Source organism: Brevundimonas sp. FG128, assembly GCF_057809775.1.
In genome coordinates this window covers 409,571-431,085 of record NZ_JBMDKP010000001.1, presented here as the reverse complement: position 1 = coordinate 431,085, position 21,515 = coordinate 409,571, and the positions used below count along the sequence as shown (strand labels likewise).

The 21,515-nt window shown below is 68.4% G+C and carries 24 protein-coding genes; 8 read left to right on the top strand and 16 right to left on the bottom strand.

All coding sequences use genetic code 11. The annotated features are described in order from the left end of the window. Window positions 1–18 precede the first annotated feature (18 nt). The 8 genes from ACODSC_RS02175 to ACODSC_RS02140 all read right to left on the bottom strand — a co-directional run bounded on the left by ACODSC_RS02175 (window position 19) and on the right by ACODSC_RS02140 (window position 4,487). Complete coding sequence (locus ACODSC_RS02175; protein ID WP_488811397.1) at window positions 19–795, bottom strand: flagellin; 777 nt, start codon at window positions 793–795, stop codon at window positions 19–21. A gap of 221 nt (window positions 796–1,016) precedes the next feature. After that, on the bottom strand, window positions 1,017–1,229 hold the full coding sequence (locus ACODSC_RS02170; protein ID WP_488811395.1) for a hypothetical protein: 213 nt from the start codon (window positions 1,227–1,229) through the stop codon (window positions 1,017–1,019). After that, a complete protein-coding gene (locus tag ACODSC_RS02165) occupies window positions 1,168–1,647 on the bottom strand; it encodes a hypothetical protein (RefSeq protein ID WP_488811393.1) in 480 nt (159 codons plus the stop codon). The genes ACODSC_RS02170 and ACODSC_RS02165 overlap by 62 nt, the downstream gene beginning before the upstream one ends. Further along, window positions 1,644–2,027: a M15 family metallopeptidase gene (locus tag ACODSC_RS02160; protein ID WP_488811391.1), complete on the bottom strand. Its 384-nt coding sequence runs from the start codon at window positions 2,025–2,027 to the stop codon at window positions 1,644–1,646. Before ACODSC_RS02160 ends, ACODSC_RS02165 begins: the two co-directional genes overlap by 4 nt. Next, window positions 2,024–2,293 carry a hypothetical protein gene (locus ACODSC_RS02155; protein ID WP_488811389.1) on the bottom strand — a complete coding sequence of 90 codons (270 nt, stop codon included), beginning with the start codon at window positions 2,291–2,293 and terminating at the stop codon, window positions 2,024–2,026. The genes ACODSC_RS02160 and ACODSC_RS02155 overlap by 4 nt, the downstream gene beginning before the upstream one ends. After that, window positions 2,290–2,445, bottom strand: coding sequence for a hypothetical protein (locus ACODSC_RS02150; RefSeq protein WP_488811387.1), 156 nt, complete (start codon window positions 2,443–2,445; stop codon window positions 2,290–2,292). The genes ACODSC_RS02155 and ACODSC_RS02150 overlap by 4 nt, the downstream gene beginning before the upstream one ends. Then, a complete protein-coding gene (locus ACODSC_RS02145) occupies window positions 2,442–3,881 on the bottom strand; it encodes a DUF2793 domain-containing protein (protein ID WP_488811385.1) in 1,440 nt (479 codons plus the stop codon). The genes ACODSC_RS02150 and ACODSC_RS02145 overlap by 4 nt, the downstream gene beginning before the upstream one ends. Window positions 3,882–4,025: 144 nt before the next feature. After that, on the bottom strand, window positions 4,026–4,487 hold the full coding sequence (locus tag ACODSC_RS02140; protein ID WP_488811383.1) for a DUF4112 domain-containing protein: 462 nt from the start codon (window positions 4,485–4,487) through the stop codon (window positions 4,026–4,028). 68 nt (window positions 4,488–4,555) lie between these two features. Between ACODSC_RS02140 and ACODSC_RS02135 the strand changes: the two genes are divergently transcribed. Continuing rightward, window positions 4,556–5,515 (top strand): endonuclease/exonuclease/phosphatase family protein, encoded by a 960-nt coding sequence (locus tag ACODSC_RS02135; protein WP_488811381.1) that lies wholly within the window; start codon window positions 4,556–4,558, stop codon window positions 5,513–5,515. Here ACODSC_RS02135 and ACODSC_RS02130 read toward each other — a convergent pair. The 6 genes from ACODSC_RS02130 to ACODSC_RS02105 all read right to left on the bottom strand — a co-directional run bounded on the left by ACODSC_RS02130 (window position 5,490) and on the right by ACODSC_RS02105 (window position 10,331). Next, window positions 5,490–6,704: a CCA tRNA nucleotidyltransferase gene (locus ACODSC_RS02130; protein WP_488811379.1), complete on the bottom strand. Its 1,215-nt coding sequence runs from the start codon at window positions 6,702–6,704 to the stop codon at window positions 5,490–5,492. The genes ACODSC_RS02135 and ACODSC_RS02130 overlap by 26 nt on opposite strands. Then, window positions 6,701–7,378 carry a CoA pyrophosphatase gene (locus ACODSC_RS02125; RefSeq protein WP_488811377.1) on the bottom strand — a complete coding sequence of 226 codons (678 nt, stop codon included), beginning with the start codon at window positions 7,376–7,378 and terminating at the stop codon, window positions 6,701–6,703. The genes ACODSC_RS02130 and ACODSC_RS02125 overlap by 4 nt, the downstream gene beginning before the upstream one ends. Further along, entirely contained in the window at window positions 7,375–7,920 is a 546-nt protein-coding gene (locus tag ACODSC_RS02120; RefSeq protein ID WP_488811376.1) for a DUF1285 domain-containing protein, read from the bottom strand. The genes ACODSC_RS02125 and ACODSC_RS02120 overlap by 4 nt, the downstream gene beginning before the upstream one ends. 38 nt (window positions 7,921–7,958) lie before the next feature. Then, window positions 7,959–8,453: a GNAT family N-acetyltransferase gene (locus tag ACODSC_RS02115; RefSeq protein ID WP_488811374.1), complete on the bottom strand. Its 495-nt coding sequence runs from the start codon at window positions 8,451–8,453 to the stop codon at window positions 7,959–7,961. Between the two features lie 70 nt (window positions 8,454–8,523). Continuing rightward, on the bottom strand, window positions 8,524–9,297 hold the full coding sequence (locus ACODSC_RS02110; protein ID WP_488811372.1) for an enoyl-CoA hydratase: 774 nt from the start codon (window positions 9,295–9,297) through the stop codon (window positions 8,524–8,526). Next, entirely contained in the window at window positions 9,294–10,331 is a 1,038-nt protein-coding gene (locus ACODSC_RS02105; protein ID WP_488811370.1) for an MBL fold metallo-hydrolase, read from the bottom strand. The genes ACODSC_RS02110 and ACODSC_RS02105 overlap by 4 nt, the downstream gene beginning before the upstream one ends. 171 nt (window positions 10,332–10,502) lie before the next feature. Here ACODSC_RS02105 and ACODSC_RS02100 point away from each other — a divergent pair, with 171 nt between their 5' ends. From ACODSC_RS02100 to ACODSC_RS02080, 5 genes are all read left to right on the top strand, one after another. Continuing rightward, window positions 10,503–11,444 carry a hypothetical protein gene (locus ACODSC_RS02100; protein ID WP_488811368.1) on the top strand — a complete coding sequence of 314 codons (942 nt, stop codon included), beginning with the start codon at window positions 10,503–10,505 and terminating at the stop codon, window positions 11,442–11,444. 103 nt (window positions 11,445–11,547) lie between these two features. Next, window positions 11,548–12,333, top strand: coding sequence for an exodeoxyribonuclease III (gene xth / locus ACODSC_RS02095; RefSeq protein ID WP_488811366.1), 786 nt, complete (start codon window positions 11,548–11,550; stop codon window positions 12,331–12,333). A 5-nt stretch (window positions 12,334–12,338) separates the two neighbouring features. Beyond that, entirely contained in the window at window positions 12,339–12,854 is a 516-nt protein-coding gene (locus tag ACODSC_RS02090; RefSeq protein WP_488811364.1) for a hypothetical protein, read from the top strand. An 86-nt stretch (window positions 12,855–12,940) separates the two neighbouring features. Continuing rightward, window positions 12,941–13,873 (top strand): cobalamin biosynthesis protein CbiG, encoded by a 933-nt coding sequence (locus tag ACODSC_RS02085; protein WP_488811362.1) that lies wholly within the window; start codon window positions 12,941–12,943, stop codon window positions 13,871–13,873. Between the two features lie 95 nt (window positions 13,874–13,968). Then, window positions 13,969–16,422 carry a DUF305 domain-containing protein gene (locus tag ACODSC_RS02080; RefSeq protein WP_488811360.1) on the top strand — a complete coding sequence of 818 codons (2,454 nt, stop codon included), beginning with the start codon at window positions 13,969–13,971 and terminating at the stop codon, window positions 16,420–16,422. A gap of 28 nt (window positions 16,423–16,450) precedes the next feature. Here the strand turns inward: ACODSC_RS02080 and recN are convergent, their stop codons facing one another. After that, entirely contained in the window at window positions 16,451–18,148 is a 1,698-nt protein-coding gene (gene recN / locus ACODSC_RS02075) for a DNA repair protein RecN (RefSeq protein ID WP_488811358.1), read from the bottom strand. A 124-nt stretch (window positions 18,149–18,272) separates the two neighbouring features. Further along, window positions 18,273–19,127 (bottom strand): outer membrane protein assembly factor BamD, encoded by an 855-nt coding sequence (locus tag ACODSC_RS02070; RefSeq protein WP_488811356.1) that lies wholly within the window; start codon window positions 19,125–19,127, stop codon window positions 18,273–18,275. A 191-nt stretch (window positions 19,128–19,318) separates the two neighbouring features. Between ACODSC_RS02070 and ACODSC_RS02065 the strand changes: the two genes are divergently transcribed. Together ACODSC_RS02065 and ACODSC_RS02060 are read left to right on the top strand one after the other, a co-directional pair. Then, entirely contained in the window at window positions 19,319–20,254 is a 936-nt protein-coding gene (locus ACODSC_RS02065; protein WP_488811354.1) for a ribose-phosphate pyrophosphokinase, read from the top strand. Between the two features lie 83 nt (window positions 20,255–20,337). After that, a complete protein-coding gene (locus ACODSC_RS02060; protein WP_488811352.1) occupies window positions 20,338–21,486 on the top strand; it encodes a hypothetical protein in 1,149 nt (382 codons plus the stop codon). The last annotated feature ends 29 nt before the right edge of the window (window positions 21,487–21,515 follow it).

The window sequence follows — 21,515 nt, the reverse complement described above, 5'->3', positions numbered from 1 at the left end:
AGTTCAGAGAGTCGAGACTTAGCCTTGGAACAGGCTCAGCAGGATCTGGCTGGAGGAGTTGGCGACCGACAGGGCCTGGACGCCCAGTTGCTGCTTGGTCTGCAGAGCCGTCAGGCGGGCGCTTTCCTTGGCCAGGTCGGCGTCCACCAGATTGCCGATGCCGGCCTCGACCGCATCCTGCATCTTGCTGTTGAAGGTGGTCTGGCGCTCCAGCGACTTGGACTGGGTGCCGATGGTGGCTAAGTCGGCGGTGAAGGATTCGATCGTCGCCTGGACGCCGGCCGCCGTAGCGGTGGCGGGTGTCGGATCGACGGCGGCCGCGAAGCCGACGTCATAGGTGGTGCCCGAAGTGTCGGTCAGGACGCCGGTCACGGCGCCGTCGGTCCACAGATTCACGCCGTCGAAGTTGGCGCCGGTTAGAGCGGCGTCGATTTCACCCTGCAGGGCGTCATAGTCGTTCTGAAGGGCCGTGGTCGTGGCGGACGAGCCGCCGGCTTCGATGGCGACGGCCAGAGCCTTCATTTCGGTCAGAGCGTCGACGACGGTGTCGCCGGCGGCCAGGGCCACGTCCACGATCGACTGACCGCGCTGCAGCGACTGGCGGACCGCGTTCAGCGATCCCAGCTCGGCGCGCTGGTTGGTGGCGATGGCGTAGATGGCGCCATTGTCCTTGGCGGACGAGACGTTCATTCCCGTGGAGACACGGTTTTGCGTCACGGCCAACTGACGGTTGGACGCGTTGAGGTTTTGCAGCGCGACCATGGCGCCGACGTTCACATTGATGCTGTTAGCCATTTTGGCTTTCCTTCTTCACTTCGTGTGATGTCCGGCGCCATTTTAGCGCCAGGAGCATTTTGCTCGGGCTTCCTAAGAGCAAGGGCGGGGCCAGCCGGAAACAGGGGGGCTGGGCCAGACCTTCATTGTTTTCATTGAACTTATTTTTGATGCTCGGCGAGGCGACCCGGCAAACTCGCCCTTCATGCGGCAGAAGTTGCCGAGTCGTTTCTGCAGGGGTGTCAGTCCGACCGCCGTTTGGGTCCGGCCTGGGCGTCATGCATCGCCCGCTCGGCCAGCAACGTCTCGACCGCCAGCCGTCGCGCGCCGTCGCAGGCGACGAGCTGAGCGCCGCGCCGGGCATAGGCTGTGTCCAGATCACCCGCCGTGGGATCAGGCGGCAGGGTCGCCAGTGCGCAGGGCTGCGTCGCCGCTTCCGGCAGGATCAGCCGCACCGGCGCAACCGTCGAGATCGGGGGCGAGCCGGCACAGCTCGCGGTCATGGCCGCGCAGACGATCGGCGCGGCGGTCTTCAAGAGGATGGTCGGCATCTTCGGCGCTCCTGGCCTGTGCGACGGCTGTGGCGGTCGCCCGCTCCACCGCCGTCGTCTTGTGTTGAAAAGCGTCCACGCGGGCGGCCTGGGCGATGGCGCCCTCGGCCTCGATCCGCCTGGCGTTCGCCTGGGCCCGGGCGAGCGCGGTCGCCGAACGGGCGTCGGCCTGGGCGGCCGCAAGGCGTTTCTGCTGGAGGTTCAGCGGATCCCAGCGAAAACCCAGCCCGCCCAGCAGGGCGAAGGACACAGCCAGCGCCGCCGCCCCCGCCGCCAGCCAACCCAGCGGCGTCAGCGCGCGCAGGATCGATCCCGCGCTCATGGGAAGGCCTTTCGATCCAGCTCGAAATGCGGGCCGTCGCGCAGGCGTTTCCAGTCCCCGCCCCAGACCAGGGGCGTCTTCAGCTCCAGCGCCGCCGCCTTGAAGGCCTCGGCGATCCGGCCATACAGCGGCCAATCCCACCGCACCTGTCCGTCCACCAGGGCGGCGACGTCCACGGCGTGTCCGGTCAGGTGGCGCGAGCGGAGGGTGCGGCTGGCCCCGGCCTTCACCAGCACCGCCTGCCGTGTCGTGGTGCGCAGCCCCTCGGTGATCATGAAGTCCACGGGCGATCGCACGATGGCCGCCTTGACCACCGCCCTCAGCGCCGGATGCACGCCTTGCAGGCGCGTCTGGGAACGTATCGACAGACGGAAACTCACGGCCGACCTCCCGTCATCTTCAGTCGGGCGTTGGCCAGCAGGGCGACCAGTTGCTGGGCGGTCGGGGCCACCAGATAGAGCACCAGGATCAGCGCCAGCAGGCCCATCAGCCCGTCGGTCATCTTTGGCAGCATCTCCGGCGGCATGCGTCCCACGGTGCGCATCAGCAGCACCCATAGCCCCGCGCTGACCGCGAAGGCGTAGAGCCGGCGAAACAGCCAGCGCCCCTCCGCCAGCGGCCTTGCACCTTGCGTTCGTCGGGTCATCGTTCGTCCTCTTCATCATGGGTTTCAAAGGGGCAGCGTCCGTCCCAGCCGGACTGGGCGCGCCATTCGCCGTCGCTGAGGCTGTCGGGGACGTCCCAGGCCTCGGGCTCCAGCACCTCGACCGGCTGGGCCTGGTCTCGCCAGCGGCTCATCCGACGGCCGTGATGCGGACTAGGCCGGGACCGCCTGCGCCGCCCACGCCGGGGGCGGTCAGGCCTGCGCCCCCGCCTCCCCCGCCCGCGCCGAAGGCGGCGCCGGCGCCGCCTGAACTTCCCGCGCCGCTAGACGAGGCGTTTCCGCCGCCGCCTCCGCCGCCCGGCATGGACAGATTGGGGTTTATCGAAGCGACACCGGGCGCCCCAGCGCTTCCGCCCGCCGCACGAAGTCCCGACCAGTCGCCAGCTCCGCCTGCGCCCCCGGCACGCGCGACATCGGCCGCGCTCAGCCCCCCGCCGCCGCCGCCTCCACCCGGACCGTCGGGACAGACCGTTTCGCCGCCGCTCGCCGCCGTGGCCGTGATGGAGGAGCCACCGCCGGGATTGGCCGCGCGCAGGCCCAGACCACCTGCGCCCCCGACGCCGTTGGTCCCGCCCGCGCCGCCCAGGGCGCGCAGCAGAACGGTCCCGTCCATGCTGATCGTGCTGTCTTCGCCCGCGCCGCCGTTAGACGCGCCGCCGGCGCCGACCGTGATTGACAAGGCCCCGTCCAGATCCGCCGTGGCCCAGCGCGCCTGTGTCAGCCCGCCCGCGCCGCCGCCTCCGCCGCCGAGGCGAGCGGTTCCCGCAGGTCCGGCCTGACCCGCAGCCCCGCCGCCCCCTGCGCTCAAACAGGCGACCTCGATCCAGCGCGCCCAGGCCGGCGGCGCATAGCTGTCGTCGTTGGTGAACAGGGTGGTCTCACGACGGCTTGCGCCGGCTTCGAAGGCGATGCGACCGCTCGTCCGGTCCACGCGGAAGACCGGCCGCCACGTCCCGTCGTCGTCGCAGACCTTGAGCCCCAGATCATCCTCGCCGATCAGGCCCAGTTCGGCGCGCGCCGCGTATCCGCTCTGAAACAGCAGCGACAGGACGTCGGCCGCCGTCTGTTTGTTCAGCGTCAGGCGCAGGTCGCCGTCGCCGCCCTCCTCGACGCCGCGCGCGGTGAACAGGGCGGTGTTGATCTTGGCCGCCAAGGGATTGGCGGCGTCTGCAGTCGTTCCCACCCCCAGCCGCGTCAAGGCCTGCGCCTCGCCCATCCAATCGCCCAGCAGGACCCAGCCGGAGGCGGCGCGCGCCACCACCGTCTGCTCGTCCAGCACCGTGGCGATCATCCCGACAGGCGCCGGCGTGACGGACCAGCCGCCCGCCTCGAACCGCATAAGGGTTCCCGCCGCCCGCCCGGTCCAGGCCGCTCCTTCCGCGTCGTCAGGCAGGATGTACAGATCGCCGTCGGATGGAGCGCCCGGCTGGATCGCCGTCGTCCGGCTGACCACCGCCGTCTGCAACAGGGCGTCCAACCGGGTCAGGGCCGTGTTCAGGGTCACGTGCTTCTGCATCTGCCCCGCCGCCAGATAAGGCAGGGCCAGACGCGCGCTGAAATCGTCGCTCATCGTTCTCTCCGTTGTCGTCGGAGATCAGTCTGGGCGCGGCTCTAACTCAGGCCGGAAGATGACCTACATCATCTTACAAGCATTTGTGTTGTCGTCGTTTTCTTTGGCGAGATATGCGGCTTAAGCCCTTTCAACCCGCGTATTTCAGTCGTGCAGATACACGATCCGCTTCAGCTTGCGGTCGTCGCGAACCGTGGCCTCGTGACGCTCGTGGTCGCCGCGGGCGCGGGCGTCGGCCTCCGTGTCCTCGACCCAGTGCGTGCTTTCGATGTCCTTTTGCAGGGCGCGGGCCGCCATCAGCTGACCGGGAAAGAAGGTGTCCACCACGTCCCCGGCGATCGGCACCGCGCCGGTCGCCGTGTCGAACGCCATATAGGCCGCCATCCGCGCCAGCGCCCAGGGCGACGCCTTGGCCCGCACGGCCTGAAGCATCAGCCAACCGCCGGTCCCGACCGTATAGACCGTGCCCACGACCGGCACCCAGGTCAGCATGGCGTCGAGCCCCAGGCCGAACGGCCCGACGCCGATCACCCGGTCGGAAAGCTTCTTTACGCCCTCGACATTGGACCAGATGTTTTCGATATCCCGGATTGACCGTTTGGCCATGTCGTCCTCCAAAGCGTCGCCTTAACGCGGCACAGCGATCCGCGTTCACCACAGAAGGCAAGTCCCTGATGTCTCTGCTCAAGCTGGCGGCCAACGCCACGGTCGGCGCCCTGCTCGTCGGCCTGTCGATGTTCGGGATCGCGGCCCTGAGCGGCATAGGTCATCGCTGGGTCGATATCCTGGCCCAGTTCACGTCGCCGGTCCTGCTGGCGGCCGTCGTGGCGACGCTGGCCTGTCTGATCCTGCGGCTATGGCCCGCCTCGATCATCGGCGGGCTGGCCTGTCTGGTGCTGGTCGTCGCGGTCTGGCCCCAGTGGACGCCCAGGAAGGGCGTTCCCGTCCCCGACCAGCCCATCGTGCGGGTCTATTCGGCCAATCTGTGGGTCTGGAACACGGACGTGGCGGCCATGCGCCGCTCCATCGTCGCGGCCGACGCCGACATCCTGGTGCTGGTCGAGGTGGGCGAGGCGCCCGCCGCGCGGATCGACGCGCTGCTGGCCGGCTATCCCCATCGCACCGCCATCGGTCGGACACGCAGACCGGGCGATCATGCGCGTTCCATCATCGCTTCGCGCTATCCCATCCTCACGCAACTGCCCGATAGAAACGATGGCCTCAGCGCCGTGGGGGCGATCGTCCAGACACCTATCGGACCGATCAACGTCTTCGGCGTCCACCTGACCCGGCCCTGGCCCTACCAGTATCAGTGGGGCCAGATCACGCAGGTCATGGCCCTGACCGAGCGTCGCAAGGCGGCGCCGGATCATCCGGTCATCGCCGCCGGCGATTTCAACAGCGTCTCGAGCGCCCGCATCGGCCGCCAGATCCAGTCGGACATGGGTCTGATCCCCGCGCCTGCCTGGCCCGGCACCTGGCCCAGCCAGGCGCCCGCCTTCGCCGGCATCACCATCGATCAGGTGTATCGCTCGCCGGATCTGGCCCTGATCGTCCGCCGTCTGGGCCAGCCGACGGGGTCCGACCACCGCCCGGTCGTCACCGAGTTCACCCGCGCGCAGTCGCCGAAATAAGCGCCTTCAGCCGGGCCTCATGCCCGTCGATCGGGAAGTCGTCGGCGACCCAGCCGTCCTCGAACGCCTTGATCAGCCGGCCGGTCTCAGGCCCTGCGGCGACGCCCAGCCGCGCCAGATCCCGCCCGCCGACCGGCATCTTCGGCGGCGTCCAGTCGGCGGCCAGCGCCCGCAACGGCGCCCCGTCGCCTTCGCCGGCCGCCTCGGCGCGCTTCAGGCGATCCTCGAACACCCTGCGTCCCAGCCGATAGATCGCCGCCCGCGCCTCGGCGTCGCTCATGCGCGGCGATACAGCCGCGCCGTCGCCGACCGCCGCCTTTAGTCTGTCCCGCACGGCGTTCGACAGACGTAGAGCGCTCGCGATCCCGACCACTGCCGCTGCATCGGCGGGCAGCAAAGCCGACACCCGCATCACCGGATCGTCTGTCAGACCGCACATCGCCTCGAACAGCGGCAAGGGCTGCACCTGCGGCAGCACCTGGGCCAGCACGCCCGTCTCGGCCATCGCCCGCACCGCCGCACCCGGATCGCGCGCCGCCAGCAGTTTCAACAGCTCCTTGGACACCCGCTCGGCCGACAGCTGCGCCATGCCCGCCTTCAACGTCGCACAGGCCGCCAGCCCGACCGCGTCCGGCGCGCCCCGCCCGTACCAGGCGTAAAACCGGAAGAAGCGCAGGATACGCAGATAGTCTTCTCGGATGCGCGTCTCCGCCTCGCCGACGAAGACGATCCGCCCCGCCGCCACGTCGTCCAGCCCGCCGCCGGTCGGGTCGAACACCACCCCCGCCGCATCGGCATAGAGGGCGTTCAGGCGGAAATCGCGCCGCGCCGCATCCTCGGCCCAGTCCTCGGTGAAGGCGACGACGGCGCGGCGCCCGTCCGTCTCGACGTCTCGGCGCAACGTCGTGATCTCGTAGGGACGCCGTTCGGCCACACCCGTCACCGTGCCGTGCTCGACCCCGGTGGGCACGGCCTTCAGTCCCGCCGCCTTCAGCGCCGCCATGGTCTGTTCCGGCCTCAGCCGGGTGGCGATGTCGATGTCGTCCACCGGCTGGCCCAGCAGGCTGTTCCTGACGCAGCCGCCGACGAAACGCGCACAGCCCGGCCCGCCGGCCGCCTCCAGCGCCGCCATCACCGCATGGGTGGCCGAGGCCTCCAGCCACGGTTGGCCCGCCATCGAAACGCTCATGCCGCATCCTCGTCCGCCGCATCCTCGTCCGCCGCGACCTCGGGGGCCGGCTCGTCGCCGTACAGCCGCACATGCAGAGCCTTCAGGATTCCCGCCGTCACGCCCCAGATGTAGCGCTCGCCCCAGGGCATGGCCCAGAACCACCGCCGCAGCCCCTCGTCCATGTCATAGAAGTCGCGCCTGTGGTTTGCGGCGTCCATCAGGAAGTCCCAGGGCGTCTCGAACACCTCGGCCACCTCGTCCGGCGAGGGCGTCGTGACCGGCGCCTCGCGCAACCAGCCGATCACCGGCGTCACCAGAAAGCCTGTGCCGGTCTCATAGGCGTCGGACAGGCCCAGCACCTCAACCGCAGCCGGGTTCAGCGCCACCTCTTCGTCCGCCTCGCGCAACGCCGCCTGGACCGCGTTCTCGCCCGTATCCAGCCGCCCGCCGGGAAAGGCGATCTGGCCCGTATGCCGCGCCAGGGTGTCGGCACGCCGGGTCAGCAGAACCGTCGCTCCCTCCGGCCGCGCCACGACGGGGATCAGCACCGCCGCCGGCCGAAGCTCTTTGGCCGTGCGCGTCGCCTGGGGGTTCAGATCGAAGTCCGACCGCGCCGCAACCAGTTCCGGCCGCCAAGTCTCGACCGGCGCCAGCCGTTCGACCAGCCGGCTTCTCAGCGTCTCCAGGCTCACGTCAGCGCCCCAAGCGAGAAGGCCCGACCACCCGATCGCACGACCAGCCGCCCCTCGACCTCTTCGGCCATCTCGACCAGTTCATAGAAGACCGGGCGCGCGATCCGCGCCCACAGGTCGCGTCGCACATGGATGCGGGGCGCCGGTTCGCCTGTCGTGGGATCGGTCTCGACCACGATGGGGTCGGCCTCAGTCGCTCGGACCTCGTCCCCGACATCGGTCGTGAACACCAGGTCGTCGCCGTCGCGCGTCATCGCCACAGCCTGGAACGGCAGGTCTTCGACCTGGATCTTCAGCTTCTCGACCGGTGTGACGAGGTGATAGCCGTCCGGGTCCTTCCTCAGCACGGTCGAAAACAGTCGCACCATGTCCTTGCGGCCGATGGGCGAGCCTTCGTGCATCCAGACGCCGTCGGCGCGGACGAGAATGTCGATCTCGCCGCAGTGGTCGGGATTCCACAGATGGACCGGCGGCAGGCCGCGACCCGGCGCCTGTTTCGCCGCCTCCGCGACGGCGTTCAGTCCTGATTTGCGCTCATCCATGCGACTGACTTAGGCCCCACGCACTGTGCGGGGAAGAGTCAGCCGATGCGAACCGGCCCTGAAACCTGGTCGATCCCCGTCTCCAACCACAGCACGCGCCGACGATCCACCGGGCCCGGCAGGATCGCATCCGGCGCCGGGGCGAAGCCGAAACGCTGGAAATAGGCCTGGTCGCCGACCAGCAGCACCCCGCCGACACCCAGGCTCTGCGCACGGTGCAGACAGGCCTCGACCAGTTCCGCACCCAGGCCGTCGCTGCGGCGGTCCGCATCGACCGCGATAGGGCCGAGAAACAGGGCCGGCGTCTCGCCCACCGTCACGGGCCACAGTCGCACCGAGCCGATCACCTCTCCGTCGCGCCGCGCCACAAAGCCCACGACCGCACGCGATCCTTCGCGCAATCGCTCGGCGGTCTTGGCGAAACGGCCCGGTCCGAAGGCGGCCATGACCAAGGCGTCGACGCCTTCGGCGTCGGCCGGCGTCTCGGCTTCGATGCGGCCGTGATCCGCGGACATGACGAGGGCGTGCGACATCGGCGCTCCAACTGGAGCGCGGGCACCTAGAAGCAAAGCCGCGCCAAATCAAGGCAAGGCCTTGTGACGGTCAGCCGATCCTGGAAAAGTCCGGCGCGCGTTTTTGGGTAAAGGCCATGAAGGCCTCCATGGCTTCGGGGCTCTTCATCTGCGAGCCGAAGGCTTCGCCCTCGCGCTGCATCAGGGCCCACAGGCCTTCCGCGTCACGCATCAGCCGCTTGGTCTTGCGGATGGAGTTGGGCGCGCGCGCCGCCACCCTGGCCGCCAGGTCCGCCGCCGTGGCCTCGACCTGATCAGCCGGGACCGCGCGGTTGGCGATGCCCCAGGCCAGGGCCGTCTTGCCGTCCAGCGGCTCGCCCAGCGCGAACAGTTCGAACGCGCGCTGATGACCGATCACAGCCGGCAGCAGCAGGCTGGACGCCGCCTCGGGCGCCAGGGCCAGGTTGACGAAAGGCACGGACAGAAGCGCGTCCTCGGCCACCACCACCAGGTCGCAGTGGAGCAGCATAGTCAGGCCGATCCCGACCGCCCGCCCCTTCACCGCCGCCACCGCCGGCTTGTCCAGGTCCGCCAGGGCCTTCAGGAAGCGGAACACCGGCATCTCGCCCGGTCCCGCCCCCTGCGATCCCAGGGCGATGAAGTCCTGAATGTCGTTGCCGGCCGAAAAGCTGTCGCCCTCGGCGCGCAGCAGCAGCACCCGCACCGTATCGTCGGTCCGCGCCCGCTCGGTCGCCTCAGCCAGGGCCGAATACATGGCCTGGGTGATGGCGTTCTTCTTGTCGGCCCGGTCCAGCGTGACGCTCAGGACGCCGTCGGCCAGTTCGCTGCGGATATGTTCGCTCACGTCGTTTCCTCGTCCTGTTCGACGGCGGTCCACCAGTCGACGCCGTGCTCGTCGCGCGTCCGCGTCGCGCGGCCGCGTCGTTCCAGATAGTTCAGGTGCGCCTGGGCCTCGCCCGTGGCCATGCCCAGCACCCCGTCGCCCACCGTCCGCCCGAAGACGGCTGGAAAGGCGTCGATCACCCTAGACGGTTGACGCAAGGTCCGCTCAAGCCGTTTCAACGCCACCTCATGCCCGCGCTTCAACGCATCGAGCCGGGCGTGAACCCCGTAGAAGGGCTCGCCATGCGCGGGCAGGATGAGGGTGTGTTCGGGCAACAGGCTTCGCAGCTTGCCCAACGAGGCCATCCAGTCGCCAAGGGGATCGGCGTCCGGCTCCGTCGGCCAGACCGACACATTGGACGATATACGCGGCAGGATTTGATCCCCGGCGATGAAGAGGTCGTCGCGTCTGCGCCAAAGACAGACGTGCTCCGGGCTGTGGCCGGCCCCGACCACCACCGTCCAGACATCCTCGTCGATCGTCAGGAGGTCGCCGTCTTCCAGGCGTCGATACGCTCTCGGCATAGGCGAAACGCCCTTTGCATAGCCGCCGTAACCTTCTCGCCAAGTCGAGATCTGCGCATCGCCCCAACCCGCGGCCCGGTAGAAGACCTCGCCTTCCGCCGGCGCATCGCCCGCCGCCTCCGCAGCCAGGGTGCGTCCGGTCAGATACTCGGTCCGCGACATGGACAGCATCGCGCCTGAACGCGCGCACAGCCAACCCGCCAACCCGATATGGTCCGGATGCATGTGGGTGCAGATCAATCGCCTGATCGGTCGATCGCTCAGGGCGCCGGACAGCGCGGTCTCCCAGGCCTCGACGGTCGCCGTCGTCCGCAACCCCGTATCGATCACGGTCCAGCCATCGCCATCCGCGACGACGTAAACATTCACGTGATCCAGCTGAAAAGGCAGGGCGAAGCGTAGCCACAGAACGCCATCGGCCACGGCCGTGGTCTCGCCGGCCTGGGGGATCGACGACGATGCGTAGATCACGCTTTTTTTGGCGCCGATATCCTGTCCGCCGTCACCCAAGTCCGTCTCCAATAAAAACGCTTCCCAGTTTCTAGACCGCCTTCCCCACGCGCGTCCAGAGACGGCCGACCGCCTTGACCCCGTCGAATTCGGAAGTCATGGCTTCGATATTCCCGTTTCGAGAGGTCCCACGTGATCAGAAAGTCCATCATCGTCGCGCTCGGCGCCCTGGCGCTCTGCACCGGCGCCGCCGACGCCGCCTTCGCGCAACAGAGCCGCGCGCAAGAAGTCCAAGAGCGCAACGACCGCGAAGCAAGAACCGCGAACCGCGAGTCCCGCGGACGGCGTTCGCAAGCGCCCGCCGCGCAACCGACGCCGGAGGAAAATCTGGCCGCAGCCCAGGCGGCCCTGACTGCAATGAACGCGCCGTGCACCGTGACCGAAGCCAAGCTTCTGGGCGAAACGGCCGAGAAGATGAAGCTATACGAAGCCGTCTGTTCGACTGGCCCCGGCTATATCATCCAGGCCAGCACGCCGCCCGCCGGCGAAAACTGCCTGCTGTTGGACAGCCAGGCCCGCACCGCGCGCGAAAAGGATCCCGCCGCCGAAGTCGGCAGCCTGTGCACCCTGCCCGCCAACCAGAATCTGACGGCCGTCATGACCGATTATGCGACCCGCGCCGGCGTGCCGTGCGCGATCAACGAAAGCCTCGCGATCGGCAAGACTTCGGCCGGAGCGACCCTGTATGAAGTCGGCTGCGACGGCACGGACGGCTATCGTCTCGAACAGTCCGGCGACACCTTCACCAAGGTCTCGTGCCTTCAGCTCGCCAGCCAGAGCTACACGTGCAAGTTCACCACCAAGGAGGAGCAGATCGCCGACGTCGCCAAACTGCTGGCCGGCACCGACGCCTCCGCCTGCGCGCCGACGGCGCTGAAGTACATGGGCGGCAACGCCAACGGTGAGTTCATCGAGGCGAAATGCGCCGCCGAGGGCGAGGGCTTCATCGTCCGCGTCAAGGACAACCTGACCCAGCAGGTCTATCCCTGCGCCATCGCCCAGCGCATCGGCGGGGGTTGCACCCTGACGCCGGTTCCGGCCGCCGCTCCGGCCCCGGCCGGCGGCCGCCCGTAAGCGGACACCAGACCAAGCCTTGGGGCCGCCGGAGCAATCCGGCGGCCCTTTTGTTTGCGCGCCCCTCTTTTCCGAAACCGTGACGCAGCCTAGCGTCGCCGTCATGCGCATCGCCACCTGGAACGTGAACTCGGTCAACGCCCGCCTGCCCACCGTGCTGGCGTGGCTGGAGCAGGCCGCCCCCGACGTCGCCTGTTTCCAGGAGATCAAATGCGTGGACGAGAAATTCCCGCGCGAGGCCTTCGAGAGCCTGGGCTACAATGTCGAGACCCACGGCCAGAAGAGCTATAACGGCGTGGCTATGCTGTCGAAATACCCGCTGTCGGACATCCGGCGCGGCCTGCCGGGCGACGAGGCCGATGAACAGGCTCGCTATCTGGAAGCGGTGGTCGAGACGCCCCGGCCGATCCGGGTGGCGTCCATCTATCTGCCCAACGGCAATCCGATCGCGACCGAAAAGTTCGACTACAAGCTGGCCTGGTTCGAGCGCCTGAACCGCCACGCCCGCGACCTGCTGGCCTTCGAGGAGCCGCTGGCCTTGTGCGGCGACTATAACGTCATTCCCGAGCCGGAAGACGCCAAGAACCCGGCCGCCTGGACCGACGACGCCCTGTTCCAGCCCCAGAGCCGCCAGGCCTTCCGCGCGCTCAAGAACCTCGGCCTCGCCGACGCGCACGAGGTCGGCGGCGAGCCGGCGGGGACCTACAGCTTCTGGGACTATCAGGCCGGCGCCTGGCAGCGCGACCACGGCATCCGCATCGACTTCTCCCTGCTGTCACCCCAGGCCGCCGACCGGTTCCGGGGCATCGAGACCCACCGCGACGCCCGCGACATGGAAAAGCCCAGCGACCACGTGCCCGTGGTGGTCGATATCGATCTGGAGCTCTGAGACCGATGGCCGACGCCTTGCGGGTGGTTCTGCTGATCGCCTTGGGCGCGGCCCTGCTGACGACCCTGGCCCTGTCGCTGTCGTGGTGGATGGAGCCGCCGCGTCGCCTGCGCCGCGCCCTGCTGAAGGCGCTGGGCGCGACGCCCGAGGTCGAGGCCATGTCCCCCGGCGAAGGCCGCGCCTGCGCCCTGAACTTCGACATCGAACAGGTCGTCGTCCTGTGGGCCAACGGCAGCCACGGCCTGGCCTATGGGTTCGAGGAGGTCGAGGGCGGCGAGATCATCGTGGACGGCCATGTCGTCGCCCGCGTTCGTCGGGGCGAGGCGCGCAAGTCGCTGGACGTTCTGGCCCCCGACGCAGAACAGGTGGTGCTGCGCCTGATGTTCGCCGACGCGCGCCACCCCGAGTTCGAGCTGGCCCTGTGGGACGCCGCCCTGGCCGCCCAGACCAGTTCGCCCGGCGAGGCGCTTCGCCTGGGGCGGCGCTGGCTGTCGCATCTGGAAGCCCTGTTGAAGGGTTGAGATGCTGCGGGGCCTTCCGGTCGCCGCGATGGAGCGTTAGAAGCCCCACTCATTCCAACTGACACGCCTTTTCATGGGAGGCCGCCTTGGCCCGCCTATTCGACGCCTATGTCGTCGCCGACTGGACCGCCGCCGAGACCAAGAAGCTCGGCGACACCTCGCTGTGGATCGGCGTGGCCAAGCGCGACGTGCGGTTTCGCCTGTATGCCGAGACGCACAATGTCGCCACGCGCGCCGAGGGCGAGGCGCTGCTGGCGTCGATCCTGGCCGATCACAGAAAGCGCGGCGACCGGGTGCTGGTCGGGCTGGACTTCAACTTCGGCTATCCGGTCGGCACAGCCGAACGGCTGAATCTGGATGTCGCCTCGGGACAGGCGCCCTGGCAGGCCATGTGGAAATTCATCGCCGCCAACGTGGTGGACAAGGCCGACAACACCAACAACCGCTATCAGGTCGCGGCCAAGATGAACCGGCTGATGACCGACGAGGCCTGGCCGCTGTGGGGCGCGCCGGCCAAACAGGCGCAGCGCTGGCTGACCACCACCAAGCCGCCAAAATCTGAGGAACGGGCAGGCGCGGGCGCCGACATTCCCGAATTCCGCGCCACCGAAAACGCCGCCCGCAAGGGCCGGCTTCAGCCCAAGAGCGTGTGGCAGATGCACGGCGCGGGCGCCGTCGGCGGTCAGACCCTGGTCGGCATTCCGGCCGTGCGACGCCTGCTGGAAAACCTCGGCCCGTCTGGCGCCGTCTGGCCCTTCGGCACCGGCTGGCGCGAACTGACGCCCGACGACGTCGAGCCTCTCTCGGCCCTGGTCGTCGAGGTCTGGCCGTCCATGCACGAGACCAAGCCCGAACCCGGCGAGTTCAAGGACCAGGCGCAGGTCCGCTCCACCGCCGAGGCGCTGGCCCGCATGGACGAGGCCGGCGACCTGGCCAAGGCCTTCGGCCCGCCGAAGGACGCCACGCCAGAGCTGATCGCGCAGGTCGAAGGCGAAGAAGGCTGGATCCTGGGGGTCTGAGCGCCGGATTGGTCGGCGTCCCCGCCGCACTCTCCCTTGCATTGAAGGGCGAACCCGTCCTTCAATGTCTCCTTCACATCTGAGGGGGAACTCAAATGTCCATTCGGTCCGCCGTCGCCGCCCGCCTTCTGGTTGGCTGTTCCGTCATCTGCCTGGTCGCCGCCGCCGGCGAATCCTGGGCTCAGGAAGCGCCGATCGTCCAGCCCGGCGCACCGGGCCAGGCGTCCCGCGCCCTGACGGCGGACGACGCCACTCGGATCGCGGACAATCGCTTCTCGGTGGACGATGTCCGCTTCATGCAGGACATGATCGTCCACCACCATCAGGCCGTACAGATGGCCGCCCTGGTGAAGGACCGCACGAACCGGCAAGCGCTGATAGATGTCGCCGGACGTATAAACGTCGCCCAGGCCGACGAGATCGCCTTCATGCAGCGCTGGCTGCAGGAGCGCGGCCAGACCGCCCCCGATCCCGCTGGCGATCCCCACGCCATGCACCACGCCCAGCCAGCCCCGGCGCACGGTCACGCCGGAATGGTCGGCATGGCGACGCCGGAGCAGATGGAGGCGCTGGCCGCCGCCGAGGGCCCCGCCTTCGATCGCCTGTTCCTGGAACGGATGATCGCGCACCATGACGGTGCATTGCAGATGGTTGATCATCTGCTCGAGCGGTCCGGGTCGGCCTATGATCCGGTGCTGTTCGAGTTCATCAACGACGTCAAGAACGAGCAGCAGGGTGAAATCCGGCGCATGACCGCTTTGTCGCGCGAGATGGCGGACGATCCGCGTTCCAGCCTGACCGCAGGGTTCCGCGACGCGGGCCAGGCGATCAGCAACCTAACGCTGGTGGCCAGCCTGCCCAAGCCGGCCGGCTTCTACGATCAGAGCAATCCGGCCGGCCTGCCGCCGCCGATCCCGGCCGAGACCAAGGACGAAGCCACGGCCCGCAGCGAGGATCCCGCCGACAAGGTCGGCAAGCGGTCGCCGTTCCTCAGCTTCGCCAACACCGACATGGCCTTCTCGGGCGATCTGATGGCGGTGGGCAACTATCATGGCTTCAACCTGTATCGCCTCGTCGAGACGGAAACGCCGCAGTTGATCAGTTCGGTGGTCTGCCCGGGCGGCCAAGGCGACGTCTCCATCGTCGGCGATCTGCTGCTGATGTCGGTGGAGCAGACGACAGCGCGTGTCGACTGCGGCCGTGAAGGCATAAGCGAGGACGTCAGCCCCGATCGTTTCCGCGGGCTCCGCATCTTCGACATCAGCAACCCGGCCCAGCCCCAACAGGTCGGGCAGGTTCAGACCTGCCGCGGTTCACACACCCATTCGGTCGTTTCAGCCAACGACCAGCGGGTCATCGTCTATAACTCCGGCACCGCCTCGGTTCGCGACGAGCGCGAGCTGGAGGGCTGCATCGCTGCAGCCACGGGCGACAACCGCACGGCCCTGTTCCGCGTCGACGTGATCGAGATTCCGCTCGCTCAGCCGTCCCGCGCCCGCATCATCGACAGCCCCGGCGTCTTCGCCGACGAGGCGACCGGACGACTGGCCGGCCTGTGGCTGGGGGGGGACCATGGCGAAGGCACCCAGACCACCAGCCGCACCGACCACTGTCACGACATCACCGTTTTCCCGTCGCGAAACCTGGCGGCGGGCGCCTGCTCGGGCAATGGCCTGATCTTCGACATCTCCAATCCCCGCGAGCCCAAGCGGATCGACGTGGTGTCGGACAAGGGCTTCGCCTACTGGCACTCGGCCACTTTCAACAACGACGGCACCAAGGTCCTGTTCACCGATGAATGGGGCGGCGGGGCCCGGCCCCGTTGCCGCGTGCAGGATCCGACGAACTGGGGCGCGGACGCCTTCTACGACATCGTCGACGGCAAGCTGGAATACCGCAGCCATTACAAGCTGCCCGCCGCACAGACCGACCAGGAGAACTGCGTCGCCCATAACGGCTCGATCATCCCGGTGCCGGGCCGCGATCTCTTCGTGCAGGCCTGGTATCAGGGCGGGCTGTCGGTGGTCGATTTCACCGACTCGGCGAACCCGACAGAAATCGCCTATTTCGACCGCGGCCCGATCGACGGCGAACACGCCGTACTGGGTGGCTACTGGTCAACCTATTGGTACGGCGGCCGCATCTACGGAACCGAGATCGTGCGCGGCCTGGATGTGCTGACCCTCAAGCCGAGCGATGCGCTGAGCGAGGCCGAGATCGCAGCAGCGGGCCTGGCGAACCAGGGCGGCGTCTTCAATCCGCAACAGCAGTTCCCCGTGACCTGGCCGGCGCACCCGACGGTCGCCCAGGCCTATGTCGATCAACTGCAACGGCAGAATGCTCTGACGCCCCAGATCCTGGCGGACCTGACGACGACCTTAGCCCAGGCGGCGGCGCCCGTGTCGTCGGGCAGTAAGGACGCCGCCCTGGCCGCCAGGCTGACCACGCTGGCGAGCGCCCTTCCCTCCGATGTCGCCGATCCTGCAGCAGGCCGTCGCGTCACGGCGCTGCGCAACACCTTAGGAGGTATCGCGACCGCCCTGCGTTGACGGTTTGGTCAGGCGGCATCCTCGGGCCCTAACCGATCAAGGCCCGCGCCGCCGCCCTCGCCTCGTCGGTGATCTCCGCTCCCGAAAGCATCCGCGCGATCTCTTCCTGACGGCGCGCATCGTCTAGGGCCACCACCGTGGTTGTGGTCAGGCCGTCGCGGTCGGCCTTCATCACCTTCCAGTGGGCGTGACCGCGCGAGGCGACCTGGGGGCTGTGGGTGACGACCAAGACCTGAGCGCCGGTGGACAGGCGTTTCAGGCGTGAGCCGACGGCCTCGGCGACGGCCCCGCCGACGCCCTGATCGACCTCGTCGAAGATCATGACCGGCTGGCGCATGTCCTCGCGGCTCGCCAGGGCCGCCTTCATGGCGAGGGCGAAACGGGCCAGTTCGCCCCCGGACGCAATGGCGTCCAGCGGGCCGAAGTCGGTTCCGGCGTTGGTGGCGATCTGGAAGCGCACGGTCTCGACCCCGTCCGGGCCCCGCCGGCCCTCGATCGGCTCTAGAGCGACGCGGAACCGGGCGCGCTCCAGCTTCAGCGGGCCCAGTTCGCCCATGACGGCGGCGGTCAGGCGCTCGGCCGCCGCCTCGCGCGCCGAGGTCAGGAAGGTGGCGGCCAAATCATAGGATTCGGCGGCCTCAGCGGCCTCGCGGCCCGCATTGGCCAGGGCCTCCTCCCCGTCCTCGATCAGGCGCAACTGCTCGCGCAGGCGGATGCGCAACGACGGCAGGGCGTCGACCGTGGTGTTCAGCTTGCGGGCGGCGGCGCGCAGGGCGAACAGCCGTTCCTCGGCCTTGTCCAGGCGGCCCGGCTCATAATCGAAGGCGTCGGCGGCGGCGTCCACGGCGGCGACGGCCTCGGCCGCCTCGACCATGGTGCGGTCGATGGCTTCGACGGCGGCCGACAGTTTGACGATGACCGGGTGGTCGCCCTCTGCCCCCGCCTGGCCGGCGCGTTGGCGGGCGTGTTCGACGGCGCGAAGCGCGGCGCCCAGTTTCTGGTTCAGCTTGTCGCCGCCCAGCTGTGTGCGAGCGTCGGACAGGTCGGCGATAGCCTTTTCGGCAGCGCCCAGCAGGGCGCGTTCGCCGGCCAGTTCCGTCTCCTCGTCCGCGCGGGCATCCAGCGCGTCCAGTTCAGACAGGTTGAGGCTGATTTCCTCCACCCGCGCGGCGGCGTCGGCGGCCTGGGCCTTCAGCTCGGCGAGCTTGGCCTCGGCGGCCTTGAGCTTGGTCGAGGCGGCGGACACCGCCAGCAATTGCGGTTGCAGCCCGCCGTAAGCATCCAACGAGCCCCGATGGGTGCGCCAGTCCAGCAGGCCGACCGTCTCGTGCTGTCCATGCACCTCGACCAGGGCGGCGCCGATCTCGCGCAGGGCGGTGACACCGGCCGGCTGATCATTGACATAGGCCCGACTGCGGCCGTCGGCGCCCAGGACGCGGCGCAGGATCAGCTCCTCGCCGGGCTGGACCTCGAACCCCTTGTCGGCGATCAGGGCCAGCAGGTCGGGATCGTCTGGAGCGCTGAAAACGGCGGTGGCCACAGCCTGTTTCGCGCCGTTGCGCACCAGCCCCGCGTCGCCGCGTCCGCCCAGCGCCAGACCCAGGGCGTCCAGAATGATCGACTTGCCGGCCCCCGTCTCGCCGGTCAGCACGGTCAGGCCGGTCTCGACGTCGAGATCCAGCACGTCGACCAGAACGACGTCACGGATGGAAAGAGCGGTCAGCATGGGCGCACGCGATTCGACATCACCGCCACTCTAGCGCCGCTCGGCGAAGAACAAATCAAGAATTTCGGTCCGTCGCCCAGCGCAGGGCGGCGCTTATGCATGACCCTCAGCCCACCACCTGGCCTCAGCCCGGGATGATCCGCTGCAGCCAGCTCTCGCGCTTGCCCTCGGGCGACTTCTCCGGCTGCTGGCCGTTCTCGGTCAGCAGGGCGTAGGCCTCGGCGTACCAGGGGCTGCCGGGATAGTTGTAGCCCAGGACGGCGCCGTTGCGGGTGGCCTCTTCCTTCAGGCCCAGCTGAAGGTTCACCTCGACCAGACGGTACAGGGCCTCCGGCGTATGCGAAGTGCGCTGGAAGTCGGGGTTGGCGATGACGGCCTTGTAGCGGTTCACCGCCGCCAGCGGCTGGTTGGCGCGCTGATAGTAGCGGCCGATGTTCATTTCCTTGCCGGCCAGCTGGTCGTTGACCATGTCGATCTTGACGGCGGCGTCGGTGGCGTAGGGCGTGCCGGGATAGCGCCGCGCCACATCGCGCAGCCCGCCCAGGGCGGCGTTGGCGTAGCCCTGGTCACGCCCCACGTCGGTGATCTGTTCGAAGTTGCAGACCGCCTTCATGTAGAAGGCGTAGGCCGCCGACGGATTGCCGGGGAACAGGGCGATGAAACGGTCGGCCGCCGCGATGGCGTCGGTGTAGCTGTTGTTCTGATAGTAGGCGTAGACCTGCATCAGGATCGCGCGGCGCGCCCAGTCCGAATAGGGGTGCTGGCGTTCGACTTCCTGGAAATAGTCGACGGCGTCGGACCAGCGGTGCTGCTGCAGACGGTCATAGCCGGTGTTGTACAGGGCCTCGACGGGACGCTCTTCATACGCCAGGCGCGGCCGGGCCTTGCCCGCGCAGCCTGAAATCGTCATCGCGGCGAGCGCCGCCGCCATCAGCACCATGCCGGAACGGAACTTAGAAACGGACAAGGACGACCCCATGACGTGTGAAGGAAAGGCCTGCGGCCGCTCCCTCGTAAACCAACGCGGCGATCTCTAGCACCCGTGACCGGAGCGCGCCATGCCGAGTAAATCTCCGCATACGACTTGCCCTGCCCGGCTCCACTGGTAAAGAGCGCGCCAACCGAGCGCCGTTCATGGGGGTCGGATGACGGCGAAAGGATGACCGGCCGATGAAGCTGCTCTCAGGCAACTCCAACCGTGCGCTGTCCCAGGCCATCGCCGACCACCTGGACGCCCCGCTGACCAAGGCCCAGGTCAAGCGTTTCGCCGACAACGAGGTCTTCGCCGTCATCGAGGAGAACGTGCGCGGCGAGGATGTCTTCATCCTGCAATCGACATCCTATCCGGCCAACGACAACCTGATGGAGCTGCTGATCATCACCGACGCCCTGGTGCGGGCCTCGGCGCGACGGATCACGGCCGTCATGCCCTATTTCGGCTACGCCCGTCAGGACCGGAAGACCGGCGGCCGCACGCCGATCTCGGCCAAGCTGGTCGCCAATCTGATCACCCGCGCCGGCGCCGACCGGGTGCTGACCATGGATCTGCACGCCGGCCAGATTCAGGGCTTCTTCGACATTCCCACGGACAATCTGGTGGCCACGCCCGTGCTGGCGCAGGACATCAAGGAACACTACGCCCGGGGCGACGACCTGATGATCGTCTCGCCCGACGTCGGGGGCGTGGTCCGCGCGCGTTCGCTGGCCAGCCGTCTGGACGCCGACCTGGCCATCGTCGACAAGCGCCGCCCCAAGGCGGGCGAGAGCGAAGTCATGAACATCATCGGCGATGTCGAAGGTCGCCGCTGCATCCTGTTCGACGACATTGTCGATTCGGGCGGCACCCTGGTCAATGCGGCCAAGGCCTTGATCGACCAGGGCGCGACGGAGGTTTCGGCCTATATCAGCCACGGCGTCCTGTCCGGCCCGGCCGTCCAGCGCATCACCGACGGACCGCTGAAGGAACTGGTGATCACCAATTCCATCGAACAACCCCACGAAGTTTTGAACTGCAAGAAAATCCGGACGGTTTCGGTCGCGCCGCTCATTGGTGAAGCTATCCGACGGATTGCGAACGAGGAATCGGTTTCAAAGCTGTTCGATTAACCTTCGGGTAACCATACGGTTCGCCTTATAAGGGCCAAGAGTGTTGGCGCTGTTGTGCCCGTAATCGCCCTGAGGATGTTTCCATGAAATCGGCCCACCTGAGCCGCGGCCTCTCCGCCGTCGCCCTAGCCGCCGCCGTCCTGCTTGCAAGCTGCGAGAGCGGACCGTCGAAGGCTGAGCTGGAAGCCCAGCGGCTTGCGGCGGAACTGGCGGCCCGCAAGCCCCCGCCCGTGTCGCTGAACCAGGGCGTCGCCGAGGCCGCGTCGATCTACGTCGCCTTCCTGCGCGAGGCTCGCACCATCCAGCCCGGCGGCTTCCCCGACGCCGAATCGATCCAGGCCGCCATCCGCAAGGGCGCCGCCTATGACCCCAACCAGCTGTCGCGCGGCCTGATCGCCTATGGCTCGATCATCGCCCTGCAATCGCCCGAGTTTCTGGCCGGCGTGCGCCAATACGCCGTCGATCCGGCTCAGCGTCAGCAGATGGTGGCGCAGATCGTCGCCGACCCGGCCTATGCCGCCACCCTGCCGGGCGCTGATGCGGCGGCCGGCCTGATCGCCAGCACGATCGGCAAGGATGCGGCGGTCATGCGCGCCATCGCCGAGGCGGTCGAACAAGACGCCTATACGATCCAGGGCCGCAGCGATCCGCGCCGCAGCTGGGCGATCACGCCGATCCCTCACCGCGAAATCCGGCTGGAGAGCGCCAAGGCCCTGTCGGCGGTCACCATGCTGCCCTCGGCCGAGGAATCGGCCCTGCTGTTCATCGCCGCCAACACCGGCACGGGCCTGACGGTCGAATCATCGCGCAAGTCGCCGCCCTATACGCCGGCCGTGGTTCGCTCGCTGGCCATCGCCGCCCTGGCCGCCCTCGGCGCCGCCGGCGACGAGGCGCGCGCCAATACCGAGGCCCTGGTTCAGGAGCCGAACAGCGAGTTCTGCCTGAACATGTCCAAGCTGATGCTGTTCCAGTGCCTGGCCGCCTCGCGCCCCAGCTATGAGGACATCTTCTGCCTGGGCCGCCACATCAGCCGCGATCTGGCTACCTGCGCGACCGAGGCGACCCAGATCACCACCATCGTCGTCGGCGATCCGCAGGAAACCGGCTCTCCGCCCGCCGCTGCGGCTGTACAGACCCCGGTCGTCACCCTGGCCCCCTCCGCTGCGGCGCAGACGCCCGCTCCGGCTCAGTCGCCGACAGCGACCCTGAACACCACCCCGCCGACACGCTGAGATCAGCCGAACGAACAAAGGCCCGCTCC

Coding starts and splice junctions, on each gene's coding strand:
- ACODSC_RS02165 (WP_488811393.1), bottom strand. CDS start 1,647: ATGAGCGCGGGATCGATCCTGCGCGCGCTGACGCCGCTGGGTTGGCTG.
- ACODSC_RS02155 (WP_488811389.1), bottom strand. CDS start 2,293: ATGACCCGACGAACGCAAGGTGCAAGGCCGCTGGCGGAGGGGCGCTGG.
- ACODSC_RS02175 (WP_488811397.1), bottom strand. CDS start 795: ATGGCTAACAGCATCAATGTGAACGTCGGCGCCATGGTCGCGCTGCAA.
- ACODSC_RS02135 (WP_488811381.1), top strand. CDS start 4,556: ATGTCTCTGCTCAAGCTGGCGGCCAACGCCACGGTCGGCGCCCTGCTC.
- ACODSC_RS02065 (WP_488811354.1), top strand. CDS start 19,319: ATGAAGCTGCTCTCAGGCAACTCCAACCGTGCGCTGTCCCAGGCCATC.
- ACODSC_RS02120 (WP_488811376.1), bottom strand. CDS start 7,920: ATGGATGAGCGCAAATCAGGACTGAACGCCGTCGCGGAGGCGGCGAAA.
- ACODSC_RS02150 (WP_488811387.1), bottom strand. CDS start 2,445: ATGAGCCGCTGGCGAGACCAGGCCCAGCCGGTCGAGGTGCTGGAGCCC.
- xth (WP_488811366.1), top strand. CDS start 11,548: ATGCGCATCGCCACCTGGAACGTGAACTCGGTCAACGCCCGCCTGCCC.
- ACODSC_RS02080 (WP_488811360.1), top strand. CDS start 13,969: ATGTCCATTCGGTCCGCCGTCGCCGCCCGCCTTCTGGTTGGCTGTTCC.
- recN (WP_488811358.1), bottom strand. CDS start 18,148: ATGCTGACCGCTCTTTCCATCCGTGACGTCGTTCTGGTCGACGTGCTG.
- ACODSC_RS02145 (WP_488811385.1), bottom strand. CDS start 3,881: ATGAGCGACGATTTCAGCGCGCGTCTGGCCCTGCCTTATCTGGCGGCG.
- ACODSC_RS02090 (WP_488811364.1), top strand. CDS start 12,339: ATGGCCGACGCCTTGCGGGTGGTTCTGCTGATCGCCTTGGGCGCGGCC.
- ACODSC_RS02130 (WP_488811379.1), bottom strand. CDS start 6,704: ATGAGCGTTTCGATGGCGGGCCAACCGTGGCTGGAGGCCTCGGCCACC.
- ACODSC_RS02070 (WP_488811356.1), bottom strand. CDS start 19,127: ATGGGGTCGTCCTTGTCCGTTTCTAAGTTCCGTTCCGGCATGGTGCTG.
- ACODSC_RS02060 (WP_488811352.1), top strand. CDS start 20,338: ATGAAATCGGCCCACCTGAGCCGCGGCCTCTCCGCCGTCGCCCTAGCC.
- ACODSC_RS02115 (WP_488811374.1), bottom strand. CDS start 8,453: ATGTCGCACGCCCTCGTCATGTCCGCGGATCACGGCCGCATCGAAGCC.
- ACODSC_RS02140 (WP_488811383.1), bottom strand. CDS start 4,487: ATGGCCAAACGGTCAATCCGGGATATCGAAAACATCTGGTCCAATGTC.